The organism is Lysinibacillus sphaericus (assembly GCF_000600105.1).
GTDB lineage: Bacteria > Bacillota > Bacilli > Bacillales_A > Planococcaceae > Lysinibacillus > Lysinibacillus sphaericus.
In genome coordinates this window covers 3,800,471-3,817,917 of the sequence record NZ_CP006837.1, presented here as the reverse complement: position 1 = coordinate 3,817,917, position 17,447 = coordinate 3,800,471, and the positions used below count along the sequence as shown (strand labels likewise).

The following is a 17,447-nucleotide window of genomic DNA, read 5'->3' as shown; positions in this document are numbered from 1 at the left end:
GAAAGCAAGCACAATCGCTTATTGTTCTTCTGCTGTTAAGTGAGGTAATATAATACTAATAGATGAACGGTAGTGAAGGGGAGTATTGCGAATGACTGAAAAAACAGTCCAGGTAAAATTAAAATTAGGACTTCAAGCTAGACAAGCAGCGTTGTTTGTACAGGAAGCAAATCGTTTCAGCGCTGATATTTTTCTTGAGAAAGACGATAAAAAAGTAAATGCCAAATCCATTATGGGTGTAATGAGCTTAGCCATTGCAAAAGGCACGAAGGTTGTTTTAAGCAGTGAAGGTAGCGATGCAGAGCAAGCGGTTTCATCCTTAGCTGCGCTTATTGAAAAGGAAGACTAATCAAAAACCTCTAAGTCACAAGAGCTTAGAGGTTTTTGATATGGCCGTTGGGCGGACACATATGAAAGTTGCGACTCGCGCTAGTGAGCGGATGTTTTATGTCTTACGTGAGAGCCTAGCACCCATTAAAAAAACCGCTAAGCCATTTGAGCTTAGCGGTTTTTCTAATTAGCGTTCGTTACGTACAAAAATATGGTCGATTAAGCCGTATTCTTTCGCACGTTCAGCTGTCATGAAGTTATCACGGTCTGTATCTCTTGAGATGACTTCTAATGGCTGACCTGTACGTTCAGATAAAATACCATTTAATTTTTCACGAAGGAATAAAATGCGTTTTGCCGCAATTTCAATTTCAGTCGCTTGACCTTGTGCACCACCAAGTGGTTGGTGAATCATTACTTCTGCATTTGGTAATGCATAACGTTTACCAGGTTCACCAGCAGCAAGTAGGAAAGCACCCATAGATGCAGCCATACCAATACAAATTGTTTGTACTTTTGGCTTGATGAATTGCATTGTATCGTAGATGGCCATACCAGCTGTAATCGAACCACCTGGTGAGTTAATGTAAAGAGAAATATCTTTATCTGGATCTTCTGCTTCTAAGAATAGAAGCTGTGCAACGATTGAGTTTGCAACGTTGTCATCAATCGCACTACCTAATAGGATAATACGGTCTTTTAGTAGTCGTGAATAAATGTCATAAGCACGTTCACCACGACTTGTTTGTTCAATAACTGTAGGAATTAAATTCATGTTAAATCCTCCTTAAAAAACTAAATTCGAATACTTTTACTGAAATCATCCATTATATTTCAGTTGTAACCTTATCATACACATTATAGTCAGGGAAGGTCAAATATTAACGCTGATATTAAGAAATAAAATATATAACAAAAATAAAAATTTATAGTTGAAAAATGGGCAAGACGTTTGTATAATGGAAAGGTCGTAAGTTAAAGTACAGTACACTATTTTGCAGGTATGCTTCTGAAATGAGGATTATCTACATGATGCTTTACCGTAAAGCCTTAGAGTGAGTACTTTTTTTTTATGTTCAATTGCCCTCGTGGTGTAATGGATAACACGTAAGATTCCGGTTCTTGCACTGGGGGTTCGATTCCCTCCGAGGGCGCCATTTTACTGATTATTTGATATACTTTTATAGCTCGTTCTCCTATAAGTAGTTTAGCAGCCTGCTTAGGGGAGAAAGAGAGGAATAGGGGGAATATTGTCCCGTAGGCATTATTCCCAGATTTATTCCTTTCTAAACCTTCAAAAAGCAACAACTCCAAAAATTTTTTTTAGTGAACATACCGAACGTGAGGCTAGCACGCTAGCCCAAAAGAAGAATCCTATCTGAGGGGATTCTTTTTTTGTGCTCAAAAATATCTAAAATCTGTATAAAAACGATCTTAAAATTGCATAAGTATACATTTTGTGACAAGTATCTTGTTTTTATTACATAATTTTTCTTCATTATGCTTAGTAAAATTCATTTTTATGAAAAAATAATCACTTTTATACGAAATCGTATTGTATATCAACTCTATTGACACTATAATTGACCTAATAGTCTAACATTTCCGAATTGAGAAAAATGAAGTGGTCGGAAAATGATTAAATGTTTAGGGGGAAAAACTATGAAAAAACGTTTTTGGACGTTATTGATGATCGTGGCGGCATTTACGCTTGTGCTAGCGGGCTGCGGTGCTAAAGAAGACACATCTACTGGTGATGCACCGGCTGATGGTGGCGCGAAGGACAAGGTGTATAAGGTAGGAACAGAGGCTACATTTGCACCGTTCGAGTCAATTGACGATAAAGGCAATATTGTAGGATTAGATGTCGATATTTTGCAAGCGATTGCTGATGAAATGGGCTTTAAAGTAGAATGGGAAAACATTGGGTGGGAGCCAGTATTCCAAACAATTAAAAATGGTGAAACACATATCGGTGCATCTGGTATTACGATCAATGAAGAACGTAAAGCATCATTTGATTTTACAGAACCATATTATGAATCTCAATTATTAATCGTTGTAAAAGAAGATTCTGATATTAAGTCATTAGCTGATTTAAAAGATAAAAAGATTTCAGTACAAATTAATGCAACGGGTCATATGGCAGCAAAAAAATTACAAGGCGATGCAAGTACAAACATCATGGCATTTGAAAACCAACCAGTTGCTATTCAAGAAATGTTAAACGGTAACGTAGATGCAACAATTGGCGACAATGCAGTTATTTACGAATATATCAAGGCAAATCCAAATGCAAAACTTAAAGTAATTGAAGATGATGCATTTGAAAAAGAATACTATGGCTTTATGGTGAAAAAAGGCAATACGGAGTTATTAAAACTATTAAATGAAGGTCTACAAAAAATTAAAGACAATGGTAAATTAGCAGAAATTACTGGTCAGGACTTTAAGTAATAAACGATGCCGTTAGCCGAATCATGCTAGCGGCTCATTTGATTTATTAGGGGATTTAATAGTAGAGAATTTGAATGGGAAAGTAGGGGTTCTGATGGACATCTTTGATTTACAATGGGACATAGTTTGGAACTACCGTGATATGTTTATACGTGGTATAGGTATAACAATCATTTTAACACTCAGCGGTTATTTTGGTGGTATTATTTTAGGCTTACTATTAGGTTTAGGAAAACTATCGCAAAATAAGTTAATTTACTGGCCATCTAAACTATATGTGGATTTATTCCGTGGAACACCAATGCTTGTGCAAATTTTACTAATTCATTTAGCGGTTATTCCAACAATTTTTGGTCATTCATTAGGTTATATGGTTTCTGGTATTACAGCACTTGTATTAAACTGTGCTGCTTATAATGCAGAAATTTTTCGTGCGGGTATTCAGAGCATTGATAAAGGGCAAATGGAAGCAGCACGTTCACTTGGCTTAACACACAATCAAGCGATGAAAAAAGTAATTTTACCACAAGCCTTTAGACGTATGATTCCACCACTTGGTAACGAATTTATTGCGTTACTAAAAGATTCTTCTCTAGTAACGGTTATTGCAGCACCAGATATTTTATATGCAAGTAAAGTAGTAGCGGGTGCGAGTTTCCGTTTCTGGGAACCATATATTGTCGCTGCCCTACTATACTTGGTTTTAACATATGTTGTAACAAAGGTAGTCGCATTTATAGAGAAGCGATTTAGCAATAGTTATGTCCCTCGTAAAGCAGAAGGGAGAGAAGCAAGATGATTAAAATTGAAAACCTACACAAATACTTTGGGAAGCTCGAAGTATTGAAGGGCATTGATTACGAAATACAAGAGAAGCAAGTCGTTTGTGTCATTGGTCCTTCAGGGTCAGGGAAAAGTACTTTTTTACGTTGCATCAATATGCTGGAAGAAGTAACGGACGGTGCCATTTATATAGAAGATATCAAGATAAATGCACCAAAAACAAATATTAATGCCATTCGAGCAGAAGTCGGGATGGTATTCCAACAGTTTAATTTGTTCCCTCATATGAATGTCATTGATAATGTCACGATGGCGCCGATGCAAATTCGCAAAATGAGCCGTGCGGATGCAGAGCAACTAGGTCATGAGCTTTTGAAAAAGGTCGGTCTTGATAGCAAAGCTTATAGCTATCCTGAGCAGCTTTCAGGTGGACAACAACAACGAGTAGCGATTGCTAGAGCGTTAGCGATGAAACCAAAGGCTATATTATTTGATGAACCAACTTCTGCACTTGACCCAGAAATGGTGAAAGAAGTATTAGATGTTATGAAAAATCTAGCTTCTGAAGGGATGACAATGATTGTAGTCACACATGAAATGGGCTTTGCACGAGAAGTGGGCGACCGTGTTGTGTTCATGGATGGTGGTTTTATTGTAGAGGAAGGTACGCCAGAAGAGATTTTTGGTAATCCACAAAATGAGCGAACAAAGGCTTTTTTAGGGAAAGTTCTTTAATTTTTAATAATAGGAAAAACCATTCATTGCAAAATGCGATGAATGGTTTTTTGTTATTAATGGAGGGGATTTGTAGTAGTGCCGTACGAATCAAGCAATGCACGCATATCTTGTTGTGAGTATTGCGGCACTTGATAATAGCCATGCTTATTTTGGTAAATAGAAAGTTCGTATGCCATTTCGATACAGTTGGGAATACTATCAGCAACAACACGACGCACAACTGGATTTGTTGTTTCTGTCGCTGCTGCCGTTAAACATTTAGCAGACCCTTTATGTGCACCAAGCAAGAAGCCAGAAATGATTTCATCATTAATCTCACTCACATTTTGCATTGGCTTTTTCGGCTGTGCAGGCGTAATGCCATATTGGAAGTTGTTTCCTGTTTGCATTTCATAACGACCTGTTGGCACAGATGGATCATGTCCTGTTTTAAATGACTCCACAATCGTATTGTACATACCGAGTGTGAAATTATATTGATTGTCCAAAATGCTAAGTAATTCTGGATCTTTTACTTGCGGACGTAAAAGCATGGATTGATTCAGACATGCAATAATTTCGCCAATTGCTTCATGCATGTCCATTACTTCATGTCCACCGTGGTTTAGGCTTTGTTGTTGGTTAGATGATGTTACATCATTTGATTCATTATAAAAAGATTGTGACAAAAAAAACGCCTCCTGAATGTATAGTTTGTTGCAGTAATTAGTATGTCTTGTTCGCCATATTTCATACGACATAAAACTGTTTGCATATATTTAGCATAGCGATGTTTTTTTGCAACACATTAGAGGTATAAGAAAAGAAAGTAAGGAGGCTGTAAAATTGAAAAAAATTTTTGGACCTGTCGCAATCATTATCATTATTTTAGGTGTATTCGCTTTATTATTTATTCCAAAATATAATAGCCTTGTGACGGCAGAGGAAAATGTGGATTCGAAATGGGCTCAAGTCGAAAATCAGCTACAACGCCGCTACGATCTAATTCCGAATTTAGTGGAATCGGTCAAAGGATACGCAAAACATGAGCAAGAAGTCATTGCCAGCATAACAGAGGCACGTGCACAGTTAGGTAATGCACAAACACCAGAGCAACAAGCGATCGCCAATGATGCGTTAAATGGTGCGCTTGGTCGATTGCTTGTAGTGGTAGAAAATTATCCGAATTTAAAAGCAGATGCGAATTTCCGCCAATTAATGGATGAGCTTGCAGGCACGGAAAATCGTTTAGCAGTAGCACGAGAAGATTACAATAATGAAGTACAAGGCTTTAATAAAATAGTAAAACGCTTTCCAGGTAATGTAGTAGCAGGTATGTTTGGCTTCGGGCAAAAGGAATACTTTAAGGCAGCAGCTGGGGCTGAAAAAGCACCGGCAGTAGATTTTAGTGATTCAGGTAAACAATAATGAAGCGTTTGACCGTAATACTTGCTTGTTTCATGTTTTTTGTAACAGTCAACAATGCATATGCCCAGTTCCCAACACCGATGAAAAATACGTACATTCATGATTTCGCTAATGTACTATCAACGTCTGTAAAGGAAGAACTCAATTCTTATTCAGAGCAGTTAGATAAAGGCACTGGTGCTGAAATTATGATTGTAACGGTGGATAGTATTCATGGGCAAGAAGCTAAAATGTATGCTACCCAATTGATTCGTGCTTGGGGCATTGGTGATGCGCAGAAAAACAACGGCGTTTTGCTACTGGCTACATTTGGGCAAGGGCAAGGAAAAAATGATGTGGTGATCGCGGTGGGCCAAGGTCTTGAGGGCGCGTTACCAGATGGGAAATTAGGACGGATATTGGATTCTGCTTTTTATCCTTCTGCAAGTAATGGTGAAATTGACCAAGCATTTCAAGCGACGTATACAGCATTGTATCAAACTGTAGCGCAAGAATATCATTGGGAAGGTCAAATGCCAACTCAACCAGTAGAGGATGAATCGATGCCCACTTGGATGTTTGTACTACTCGTAATCCTCGTACTCGTCGTCATTATCTTCTCCAATGGAGGAGGCGGACCACGTTCAAGAGGACGGGGAAGAGGAGGTTATCCAGGTGGTTTTGGTGGAGGTTTTGGCAGAGGCGGCTCCGGTAGCGGAGGATTTGGAGGCTTTGGCGGAGGCTCATCTGCTGGTGGCGGCGCTAGCCGAAAATGGTGACAGGCACCCAAACAATTTTGTCACTAAAACCGCAGTGGATTGACACGTTTTCGTAATAAAATAATTTACTAGTTAAAAGACTCTTCTACATATGAAGAGTCTTTTTAATTTGGATAAAGAGGATAATTAAATAAGTTTTATCATTTATTGACAAAAAAACTAGATTTGTTATAATTTCTTTGTATCGACTAACGATATAACGCACACTGATATAAGGAGGAATCATTTTGAAAAAAAGATTTTTGTCAGCATCTTTAGCGGTCATTTTAACAGCTTCTGTTGTCTATCCTGTTTCCATTCAGGAAGTACGAGCTGCAAATGAAACGAGCAATGTAATTGTTGCACAAGAGGAGCGCCTAACAGCAAAAGAATTTCTTGAATTGGCTGTGACTTCTTTAACTTTCCAACATGGGTCACAAGCAATGCGTCAAGAAATCATGGATAAGTGGGTTAAAGAGGGAGAATTACAAAATTTAAGTACTGCCATTAAACGTGATGAAGTTGCTCGAATTTTAGTAAGAGCTCTTGATAAAGAGGAAAAAGAAGCATCATTAGCAGACTATTTAGAAAAAGCGAATAAGCTAGGCTTATTTAAAGGTATTTCTGAAAATAGTGAAACCATCTCAAAACAAGATGCTACTAAAATATTTACAACGTTTAAGTCTATAAAAAACGGAACGAATAACGAAGGGGTAAAAGAAATTTCTGTAGAGGATTTTATGAAAAATCCAGGAAACTTCGGTTACCAATTGTCACCAGATGGTAATTACATTACATTTGCTTCAGCATGGGAATCTCGTTCAAATGTATTTGTGAAGAAAATGAATGACGATAGTGAACCTGTTCGTGTATCAAGTTCAAAAGATCGTGATATTTCAGGATTCTTCTGGAAAGACGATACATTGCTTTATGCAAAAGATAAAGGCGGCGATGAGAACTTCCATATCTATTCATCTTCATTTAATGGTAGTGAAGAAAAAGATTTAACACCTTACCCTGGTGTAACTGTAGGGGTATTAAGTAATTTACAAGGTGTTAAAGATGAAATATTAATTATGATGAACAAAGAAGATGCGAAAGTTTTCGATGTGTACAAGCTTAATGTCAAAACAGGCGAAACAAAACATGTTGCAAAAAATCCTGGGAACGTATCGAATTGGGTAGCGGACCGTGATGGCAATATTCGTATCGCTGTCGTTTCTGATGGTGTAGAAGGTACAATTTTATACCGAGAAACAGAAAAAGATGAATTCAAACCATTTATTGAAATGGCTGCAGGAGATGAAGTAAATCCGCTTGCCTTCTCTAAAGATAATAAATATATTTACGCTACTTCTAATAAAGGTCGGGATAAAGTACAAGTTGTGAAATATGATCTTGAAGGTAAAGAAGAAGTAATTATGTCGAACGATGAAGTAGACGTTGCAGCCGTATTATATAATAGCGAAAAAGATAAAATTTTATACGGTGCATATATGACTGATAAAGTACATTATCAATTCTTTGATGAAGATTTTGAGAAACTATTCCGCAAAATTCAAAACAAACTAGGTGTTGAAGAAAGCGAACTAGGCATCAATGACTACAATAAAGAAATGACTAAGTTTATCGTCAGCGTGTCAAGTGACACTGTATACGGCAAATATTATTATTATGACTCAACAACAGATGAAATAACAGAACTAGCAACATTAAGTCCTTGGTTAAAGTCAGAAGAACTTGCTGAAATGCATCCAATTTCGTATAAGAGCCGAGATGGACTGACAATTAACGGTTATTTAACATTACCGAAAAACAAAGAAGCAAAAGACTTACCGCTTATCGTGAATCCACACGGCGGTCCATGGGCACGTGATATGTGGGGCTTTAACCCAGAAGTACAGCTTCTTGCAAACCGGGGATATGCTGTGCTACAAGTGAATTTCCGTTCTTCAACTGGATACGGAAAAGAATTTTTACAAGCTGGTAATAAGCAATGGGGTCTAAAAATTCAAGATGATATTACAGATGGCGTGCAATGGGCAATCGATCAAGGCATCGCGGACCCTGACCGCATCGGTATTTATGGTGCATCATTCGGTGGCTATGCTACATTAGCTGGTATTACAAAGACACCTGATTTATATGCTGCGGCAGTTGACTATGTTGGTGTATCAAATATCTTCACATTGCTTGATACAATCCCACCTTATTGGGAAACAATGCGTAACATGTTCTATGAGCGCGTAGGGCATCCAGAGACAGACAAAGAGCTATTAACAGAAGCTTCTCCTGTCTTCCATGTTGATAAAATTAAAACACCATTATTTGTTGCGCAAGGTGCAAACGATCCACGAGTTAATCAGGCAGAATCTGATCAAATCGTAGAAGCATTACGTGCTAGAGGTGTGGAAGTAGAGTACATGCTGAAAGAAAATGAAGGGCATGGCTTCCAAAACGAAGAAAACCGCATTGAATTCTATAATGCAATGGTTAAATTCTTCGACAGCCATTTAAAAAAATAACAAACGATGAGACTGTGCAAAAATTACCTTGCACAGTCTTTTTTCATTTAAAATAAAGAAAGATAATTACGCCAAGGCACGTAAATCGAAATTGTGTGCGAATTGTTTGCGTGCCTGGCACCATAAAGTAAAAGGGGTTGGTAAAATGGACGTGAAATTTTTTAGTCGTTCCCAGTGCGAGCTTTGTGTGGAAGGATTACGCACATTAAAACTTGTTCAAGAAGAGTTAGGTTTTACCATTGATATGATTGATATTGAAACCGATGAAGCGATACATGAAAAATATATGCTGATGATACCGGTAGTGGAAAAGGATGGAGAAGTTATACAGTATGGCAATTTAGATTATGTAACATTAATGGAACGTTTGTGACAAATCAAAGAGCCATTACGTGAGAAGAACATAGCTATTTTAGCCAACTAAATTATCATTCGCTAAATGAAGTAATATCGAATGAGGTAAAAGGTTATAAATAAAGCGAAAAAATTCGTTATTCTCTAGCCGAGAGAATAACGAATTTTATATTTTTAAACCTGTATATTCACGTTATTCACAAATTGTTCAATGAAAGCGTTATGAATATGAACAGTTTGTGAAGACCCTCACACAAAGCTTTCTTTTTTAAAAAATAGGAGTAGAATAAGAATCAAGTAAAGGTTGTTATAAAACAGTTTAGAAAAAGTACCACATTTTTACGTGGTTGTTATATTACAAAAATAAACTTAAAGGGAGATTTGACTATGTGGGTTATTACAGTATTTGAACAAAAGGACGTTCGTATTTTTGAATACACAAACAAAACGGAAGCTACAAAAGCTTTAGCAGGCTTCAAGAAAAACGCAGTATTATCTTTCACTAAATAAGAACAAAGTCATCTCGCAATCAGAATGAATGATTGCGAGATTTTTTGTGCCAACAAAACAGTACAGCATGTCATTTTTACTATGCTAATAATGGGTGTCGCTATGTATAAAGGTTGTACTAGCAACACATACCATTAATTGCTTGCTCTTTTTTATAAAGCATATTATAATTAAATTGTAGGTGGGACATTATTTAATATAGTGGGATAAAAAACGACCCACTGTAAGTGAAAGGGAGTAGATAGATATGTTAACTGTACCTGAGGCACAGCGAAGACTACTTCCGGAAATGAATCCGCTTCTACAATCGAGATATCGTATTCTACAATCGATACAGCTGATGCAACCAATTGGCAGAAGAACGCTTGCAGAGTCCCTAAAAATGACAGAACGTGAAATCCGTAAAGAAACAGATATTTTACGTGAGCAAGGGTTATTAGATTCCCAAAAGTCGGGTATGGTATGTACGAGTGATGGTGAATTAGTGATTGAACAGCTAAGAGCATTAGTTTATGAATGGTCGGGTCTTACTCAACTAGGCAAAGCGCTCGAACAACAATTAGGGTTGCAACATGTGCTAGTCGTACCAGGTGATTACAACGATGACGAAACCGTTTTAACATTGCTAGGCAAAGAAGCGGCACAGCAATTTCTTTCGACTATTGCCAATGAGCAAGTAGTGGCTGTTACTGGAGGGAAATCAGTTGCCTCCTTAGCGCAGTTTTTACAACCAGTCGATCATCAGCAAAACATTACATTTGTTGCTGCTCGTGGTGGTATCGGTCATGAAATGCACATGCAGGCCAATACACTGGTTGCTACGTTCGCTATGCAAATGGATGCCCAGCACCGTACATTATTTTTACCAGAGCATTTAAGTGAACAGGCTTATCAAGCGATGTTAACAGAGCCTATGGTAACAGAAATAATGGCTTACTATGACCGTGCTGATTGCGTTATTCATGGTATCGGCTCTGCTGAAGAAATGGCGATTCGTCGTAATACATCTGCTGAAGATTTGCGTATTCTCGAAGAAAAAGGTGCTGTTAGTGAAGCATTCGGCTATTATTTTAATGCCGAAGGACAAATTGTGCATCGTATTCGCACGATTGGTATTCAACTTGAACAAGTTGAAAAATGTAAGCATATTATTGCGGTGGCAGCAGGCAAACAAAAAGTGAATGCCATGCTATCTTATTTTAAGGTAGCACCGAAGCAGACGATTTTTATAACAGATGAAGCTGCAGCAAAGGCAATCGCTGAACGTTTACTGTAAAAATAAATCAATGAAAACATTATTGGAGGAATTGACAATGGCATTAAAGTTAGCAATTAATGGATTTGGACGTATTGGTCGTTTAGTATTTCGTGAAGCAATGAAGCATGATGAATTTGAAGTAGTTGCAGTGAATGACTTAACAGATGCTGGTCAGCTTGCACACTTATTAAAATACGATTCTGTACATGGTATCTATGATGCTGATGTAAATGCAGATGAAGATTCTTTCGTAGTGAATGGAAAAAAGGTTAAAGTATACGCTGAAAAAGACCCAGCGCAGTTGCCATGGGGCGAGCTTGGTGTAGATGTTGTCCTTGAATGTACAGGTCGATTCCGTTCAATGGAAGATGTAGGGAAGCATATTGAAGCAGGTGCTAAAAAAGCCATTTTATCTGCACCAGCTAAAGGAGATATGCCGACATTCGTAATGGGTGTGAACCATGAGGATTACAATCCAAAAACAGACGATGTCATTTCAAATGCATCTTGTACAACAAACTGTCTTGCACCAGTAGCCAAAATTTTGGATGAAAAATTTGGCATTGAACGCGGTATGATGACAACAATCCATTCTTATACAAACGACCAACGTATCCTTGACTTCCCGCACTCTGATCCGCGTCGTGCGCGTGCAGGGGCAGTGTCAATGATTCCAACAACGACAGGTGCAGCAGTAGCAGTTTCCAAAGTATTACCTCAATTAAAAGGTAAACTAGATGGATTTTCTATGCGTGTTCCAACACCGAATGTATCATGTGTGGATTTAGTGGTAGAACTAAAAGCAGATGTTACAAAAGAGTCTATTAATGCCGCTTTAAAAGAAGCTTCAGAAAATGAGCTAAAAGGTATTTTAGGCTACAATGAACTACCATTAGTATCAATTGATTACAATGGTAATCATCATTCTTCAACAGTGGATGGCCTTTCTACAATGGTTTTAGAAAATAGTATGGTGAAAGTTCTTGCTTGGTACGATAACGAAATTGGTTACTCTACTCGTTTAATGGATCTTGCATTATACATTGCTCAACAAGGGTTAAATCATAAATAAGTGTCATAATTCGCAATTTGAAGTAAAAAGTGTGACATAATACGGCTTTTTACGCAAAAATAGTATAGCCTTTATAATATCGAAAAGATATAATATACAAGGGTAATAGGAGTAAGGGATGTACCCTTACTCCTTTTTTTAATAAATATATTTAGAGCGCATGGCTTGTTATAACGTACACAGATATAGGAGATGTTAGATGCAAGACATCAAACGGTACTTTTGCTACTATTAAAATTGGTAAAGGTATACTTTCACTTGCTTGGACATTTTGCCATTCGATAAGCAAAGGAATTTTACAAGCATACTCGAAAAATCTTGTTACCAAAACTGTTATTCGCCAATTCAAAATGTGAACAGCCAAGATGGGTGAAGCACATTTTATTATGTCCGTACTACGAACTTTGAAGGGGGTTTCTTCATGTTAAATAAGAAAACAATGAAAGATATTGATGTAAAAGGTAAGCGCGTCTTCGTACGTGTTGATTTTAATGTACCAATGGCAGATGGGGTTATCACAGACGAAACGCGTATTCGTGCAGCCATTCCTACGATTGACTATTTAGTCGAACAAGGGGCAAAGGTGATTTTAGCATCTCATTTAGGTCGTCCTAAAGGTGAAGTAAAAGAAGATATGCGTTTAACAGCAGTCGGTATTCGCCTAGCTGAAATCATTGGCAAGCCTGTTACTAAATTAGACGAGTCCATCGGTCAAAACGTAGAAGCGACTGTCGCGAACATGCAAAACGGCGATATCGTTCTGCTTGAAAATGTACGCTTCCATGCTGGTGAAGAGAAAAATGATCCTGCATTAGCGGAACAATTTGCTAAAATTGCGGACGTTTATGTGAACGATGCATTTGGTGCTGCTCACCGTGCACATGCATCAACAGAAGGCATTGCTAAGCATGTTCCTGCTGTATCAGGTTTCCTTATGCAAAAGGAATTAGATGTGCTAGGTAAAGCATTATCAAACCCAGAGCGTCCTTTCACAGCCATTATTGGTGGCGCAAAAGTGAAAGATAAAATCGGTGTGATTGAGAGCTTACTTGAAAAGGTCGATCATTTAATTATTGGTGGGGGACTATCATTTACCTTCATTAAAGCGCAAGGTCATGATATCGGTAAATCTTTATTAGAAGAAGATAAAATTGAACTAGCTAAATCTTTTATTGAAAAAGCACAGGCAAAAGGCGTGCAGTTACATATGCCAATTGATGCGGTAGTAGCAAATGAATTTTCGAAAGATGCAGAGACAAAAATTGTCGATGTTGATGCTATTCCTGCTGATTGGATGGGTCTTGATATTGGACCGAAAACAGCTGCGCATTATGCAGAGGTGATTGAAAAATCGAAGTTAATCATTTGGAATGGACCAATGGGCGTATTTGAAATGGAACCATTCGCAAATGGTACGAAAACTGTAGCAGAGGCAATGGCAACAACTGCTGGTTACACGGTAATCGGTGGCGGAGATTCTGCAGCAGCAGTCGAAAAATTCGAAGTAGCTGATAAGATGGATCACATTTCGACAGGTGGCGGTGCTTCACTTGAGTTAATGGAAGGCAAAGAGCTTCCTGGCATTGTGGCATTAAACGACAAATAATAGCGTTTATTAAAGAAATCTTTTTAGCAAACATAATAGATAGGAGGCATAAACGATGCGTAAACCAATTATTGCAGGTAACTGGAAGATGTATAAAACATTTGAAGAGGCAATACAGTTTGTCGAAGCTGTGCAGGATAAACTACCTTCAAATGACAACGTAGATGCAGTTATTTGCGCACCGGCACTATTCCTACCAACGCTTGTGCAAATTGCTAGTGAATCTGAATTAGCAATTGGCGCACAAACAATGCATTACGAAAATGAAGGGGCGTTTACTGGCGAAATTAGCCCGGCGCAGCTTGCGAGCGTGGCTGTGGACTATGTCATCTTAGGCCACTCTGAACGCCGCGAATATTATAACGAAACAGATGAAGCTATTAACAAAAAGGTGGCTGCAGCACTTTCGCATAATATCGTCCCAATTATTTGCTGTGGTGAAACATTGCAAGAACGTGAGGCTGGTACGACAGAGCAAAAGGTAGCTGGTCAAATTACAGCAGCACTTGCCGGTTTTGCGGCACAGGATGTGGAGCATATGGTACTTGCCTATGAGCCTATCTGGGCAATCGGCACAGGTAAAACAGCAACGGCAGAAGATGCCAACCAAGTATGTGGTGCTATTCGCGCAGTTGTCGAAAAATTATACGATACCGCAACAGCACAGGCTGTTCGTATTCAATACGGTGGTAGCGTAAAGCCTGATAATATTGAAGAATTGTTATCAAAAGAGCATATCGATGGTGCGTTAGTCGGTGGTGCGAGCTTACAAGCCGAATCATATTTAAAATTATTGGAGGCGGCAGCAAATGCCTAAAAAGCCAGTAGCATTAATTATTTTAGATGGTTTTGCATTTCGTGATGAAACATTCGGAAATGCAGTTGCGCAAGCAAAGAAACCAAATTTTGATCGCTTTTGGAATCAGTTCCCACATGCAACATTAACTGCGGCAGGTGAAGCAGTAGGGTTGCCAAATGGTCAAATGGGGAACTCTGAAGTAGGGCACTTAAATATTGGTGCCGGACGTATCGTCTATCAAAGCTTAACACGTTTAAACAAGTCGATTCGTGAAGGAGACTTCTTTAAAAACCAAGCATTTTTAGATGCTGTAGCGCATGTAAAAGCACATCACTCAAAGCTACATGTAATGGGTTTACTATCAGATGGTGGTGTTCACAGCCATTATGAGCATATGTTTGCGCTGTTAAAGCTAGCGAAGGAACAAGGCGTAGATGAAGTATTTGTTCATGCATTTTTAGATGGTCGTGATGTAGGTCCAACGACAGCAATCAACTATATTGAAGAAACTGAAAAACAAATGGCTTCGATTGGCATTGGTAAATTCGCTTCGATTCATGGTCGCTATTATGCAATGGACCGCGACAAGCGTTGGGATCGAGTGGCATTGACGTATAATGTGCTGGTGGATGGTGTAGGACAAACAGCGGACAGCGCAATTGCCGGTGTGACGGAGTCCTATGAGCGTGAAGTAACCGACGAATTTGTTATTCCATTTAGTGTGCAAGAACATGGTGAAGCCGTTGCGACAATTGCAGATAATGACGCGGTTATTTTCTTTAATTTCCGACCTGACCGCGCAATTCAATTATCAAAAGTATTTACAAATCCAACATTTGACGGGTTTGCGCTCTCTGCAAAACACCCGCAAAATGTAAAATTCGTATCGTTCACTCATTATAGTGATGAAGTGAATGCGCAAGTTGCTTATGAAAATGACAACTTAAAAAATACGATTGGTGAAGTGTTAGCCTCTAATGGGAAAACACAGCTTCGTATTGCAGAAACAGAAAAGTATCCACATGTTACATTCTTTATGAGTGGTGGTCGTGAGGAGAAATTCGCTGGTGAAGAACGTATTTTAATTGCTTCTCCAAAGGTCGCAACATACGATTTAAAACCTGAAATGAGTGCATATGAAGTAACAGAAGCATTGCTTGCAGAGATTGCAGCCGATAAATTTGATGGCATCCTTCTTAACTTTGCGAACCCCGATATGGTGGGACATAGTGGCATGTTAGAGCCAACGATCAAAGCAATTGAAGCAGTGGATGAATGTCTTGGGAAAGTAGTAGATGCTCTGCTGGCAAAAGGCGGTGCAGCTATTATTACAGCTGACCACGGTAACTCTGACGAGGTTGTTACGTTAGCAGGGGAACCGATGACAGCTCATACAACAAATCCTGTTCCGGTAATTGTGACAAAACCAAATTTAATGTTAAGAAATGGTGGCATTTTAGCCGATTTGGCGCCAACCATGTTAGAATTATTAGAGGTGTCACAACCTATTGAAATGACAGGGAAATCATTAATCGAAAAAGAGGAGAATTAGTTATGCCATTTATTACACAAGTTTATGCGCGCGAAGTTTTAGACTCACGTGGGAACCCAACAGTAGAAGTTGAAGTATTTACAGAATCAGGTGCTTTTGGTCGCGCAATCGTGCCATCAGGTGCCTCTACAGGTGAATACGAAGCGGTAGAATTACGCGATGGTGACAAATCACGTTACCTAGGCAAAGGTGTATTAAAAGCTGTCGAAAATGTAAACACAATTATTGCACAAGAATTAGAAGGTAATTTCTCAGTTCTTGACCAAGTAGTAATTGACAAAGCTTTAATTGAGCTAGATGGCACAGAAAACAAAGGTAAACTAGGTGCGAACGCAATCCTAGGTGTATCAATGGCAGTTGCACATGCTGCAGCAGATTATTTAGATGTACCTCTTTATCAATATCTTGGCGGTTTCAACTCAAAACAATTACCAGTACCAATGATGAACATCTTAAATGGTGGTGCTCATGCGGATAACAACGTAGACATCCAAGAATTCATGGTAATGCCAGTAGGCGCAGAAAACTTCCGTCATGCATTACGTATGGGTGCTGAAATTTTCCACAGCTTAAAAGCAGTATTAAAAGACAAAGGCTACAACACAGCTGTAGGTGATGAAGGTGGTTTCGCACCGAACCTTGGTTCGAACGAAGAAGCAATCACTGTAATCCTTGAAGCTATCGAAAAAGCTGGCTACAAAGCTGGTGAAGAAGTGAAATTAGCAATGGACGTTGCTTCTTCTGAATTATTTAATAAAGAAGACGGCAAATACCATTTAGATGGTGAAGGTGTTGTCAAAACATCTGAAGAAATGGTGGACTGGTATGAACAGTTAACAGCTAAATACCCAATCATCTCAATCGAAGACGGCTTAGATGAAAACGACTGGGCTGGTCATAAATTATTAACAGATCGCATTGGCGCTCGCGTTCAATTAGTAGGAGACGATTTATTCGTAACAAATACGAAAAAATTAGCTGCTGGTATTGAGCAAGGCGTTGGTAACTCAATTTTAATCAAAGTAAACCAAATCGGTACATTAACAGAAACATTCGAAGCAATCGAAATGGCGAAACGCGCTGGTTACACAGCTGTTATCTCTCACCGTTCTGGTGAATCAGAAGATGCGACAATCGCTGATATCGCAGTTGCGACAAATGCTGGTCAAATCAAAACAGGTGCGCCATCTCGTACAGACCGCGTTGCGAAATACAACCAACTTCTTCGCATCGAAGATCAACTTGGTGCAACATCAGAATACCTTGGTTTAAACTCTTTCTATAACTTAAAATAAGGTGAATCGCTAGAAATAGCTTCG

At 38.6% G+C, this 17,447-nt stretch carries 17 protein-coding genes and 1 tRNA gene; 16 read left to right on the top strand and 2 right to left on the bottom strand.

The window, feature by feature from the left end:
- The first annotated feature begins 91 nt into the window (after positions 1-91).
- Positions 92-349 carry an HPr family phosphocarrier protein gene (locus tag T479_RS18465; protein ID WP_024363900.1) on the top strand — a complete coding sequence of 86 codons (258 nt, stop codon included), beginning with the start codon at positions 92-94 and terminating at the stop codon, positions 347-349.
- A gap of 168 nt (positions 350-517) precedes the next feature.
- Here the strand turns inward: T479_RS18465 and clpP are convergent, their stop codons facing one another.
- The gene (clpP, locus tag T479_RS18460) at positions 518-1,105 is read right to left on the bottom strand and encodes an ATP-dependent Clp endopeptidase proteolytic subunit ClpP (RefSeq protein WP_024363901.1); all 588 of its coding nucleotides are present in this window, start codon (positions 1,103-1,105) and stop codon (positions 518-520) included.
- A gap of 307 nt (positions 1,106-1,412) precedes the next feature.
- Between clpP and T479_RS18455 the strand changes: the two genes are divergently transcribed.
- From T479_RS18455 to T479_RS18440, 4 genes are all read left to right on the top strand, one after another.
- Positions 1,413-1,487: transfer RNA gene (locus T479_RS18455), tRNA-Arg, on the top strand.
- Positions 1,488-1,992: 505 nt separating this feature from the next.
- Positions 1,993-2,787: a basic amino acid ABC transporter substrate-binding protein gene (locus tag T479_RS18450; RefSeq protein WP_024363902.1), complete on the top strand. Its 795-nt coding sequence runs from the start codon at positions 1,993-1,995 to the stop codon at positions 2,785-2,787.
- Positions 2,788-2,881: 94 nt separating this feature from the next.
- Entirely contained in the window at positions 2,882-3,586 is a 705-nt protein-coding gene (locus T479_RS18445) for an amino acid ABC transporter permease (protein ID WP_024363903.1), read from the top strand.
- Positions 3,583-4,305, top strand: a complete 723-nt coding sequence (locus T479_RS18440) for an amino acid ABC transporter ATP-binding protein (protein WP_024363904.1) — start codon at positions 3,583-3,585, stop codon at positions 4,303-4,305. Before T479_RS18445 ends, T479_RS18440 begins: the two co-directional genes overlap by 4 nt.
- A gap of 56 nt (positions 4,306-4,361) precedes the next feature.
- Here the strand turns inward: T479_RS18440 and T479_RS18435 are convergent, their stop codons facing one another.
- Positions 4,362-4,976, bottom strand: a complete 615-nt coding sequence (locus T479_RS18435) for a spore coat protein (RefSeq protein WP_025220490.1) — start codon at positions 4,974-4,976, stop codon at positions 4,362-4,364.
- Positions 4,977-5,133: 157 nt separating this feature from the next.
- On the opposite strand from T479_RS18435, the gene T479_RS18430 reads away from it, so the two are divergent.
- The 11 genes from T479_RS18430 to eno all read left to right on the top strand — a co-directional run bounded on the left by T479_RS18430 (position 5,134) and on the right by eno (position 17,423).
- Entirely contained in the window at positions 5,134-5,715 is a 582-nt protein-coding gene (locus T479_RS18430) for a LemA family protein (RefSeq protein ID WP_025220489.1), read from the top strand.
- Complete coding sequence (locus tag T479_RS18425; protein ID WP_025220488.1) at positions 5,715-6,473, top strand: TPM domain-containing protein; 759 nt, start codon at positions 5,715-5,717, stop codon at positions 6,471-6,473. Before T479_RS18430 ends, T479_RS18425 begins: the two co-directional genes overlap by 1 nt.
- A 227-nt stretch (positions 6,474-6,700) precedes the next feature.
- Positions 6,701-8,977, top strand: coding sequence for a S9 family peptidase (locus T479_RS18420; RefSeq protein ID WP_025220487.1), 2,277 nt, complete (start codon positions 6,701-6,703; stop codon positions 8,975-8,977).
- A 145-nt stretch (positions 8,978-9,122) separates the two neighbouring features.
- Complete coding sequence (locus tag T479_RS18415) at positions 9,123-9,350, top strand: glutaredoxin family protein (protein WP_024363910.1); 228 nt, start codon at positions 9,123-9,125, stop codon at positions 9,348-9,350.
- Positions 9,351-9,718: 368 nt separating this feature from the next.
- Positions 9,719-9,841, top strand: a complete 123-nt coding sequence (locus T479_RS24225; RefSeq protein ID WP_255313811.1) for a hypothetical protein — start codon at positions 9,719-9,721, stop codon at positions 9,839-9,841.
- Positions 9,842-10,088: 247 nt separating this feature from the next.
- Complete coding sequence (locus T479_RS18410; RefSeq protein ID WP_024363911.1) at positions 10,089-11,117, top strand: sugar-binding transcriptional regulator; 1,029 nt, start codon at positions 10,089-10,091, stop codon at positions 11,115-11,117.
- Positions 11,118-11,154: 37 nt separating this feature from the next.
- Complete coding sequence (gene gap / locus T479_RS18405; RefSeq protein ID WP_025220486.1) at positions 11,155-12,171, top strand: type I glyceraldehyde-3-phosphate dehydrogenase; 1,017 nt, start codon at positions 11,155-11,157, stop codon at positions 12,169-12,171.
- Between the two features lie 421 nt (positions 12,172-12,592).
- Positions 12,593-13,777 (top strand): phosphoglycerate kinase, encoded by a 1,185-nt coding sequence (locus T479_RS18400; protein ID WP_025220485.1) that lies wholly within the window; start codon positions 12,593-12,595, stop codon positions 13,775-13,777.
- Between the two features lie 55 nt (positions 13,778-13,832).
- Positions 13,833-14,594, top strand: coding sequence for a triose-phosphate isomerase (gene tpiA, locus T479_RS18395; RefSeq protein ID WP_025220484.1), 762 nt, complete (start codon positions 13,833-13,835; stop codon positions 14,592-14,594).
- The gene (gene gpmI / locus T479_RS18390) at positions 14,587-16,128 is read left to right on the top strand and encodes a 2,3-bisphosphoglycerate-independent phosphoglycerate mutase (RefSeq protein ID WP_025220483.1); all 1,542 of its coding nucleotides are present in this window, start codon (positions 14,587-14,589) and stop codon (positions 16,126-16,128) included. The genes tpiA and gpmI overlap by 8 nt, the downstream gene beginning before the upstream one ends.
- A gap of 2 nt (positions 16,129-16,130) precedes the next feature.
- Positions 16,131-17,423, top strand: a complete 1,293-nt coding sequence (gene eno / locus T479_RS18385) for a phosphopyruvate hydratase (RefSeq protein ID WP_024363916.1) — start codon at positions 16,131-16,133, stop codon at positions 17,421-17,423.
- The last annotated feature ends 24 nt before the right edge of the window (positions 17,424-17,447 follow it).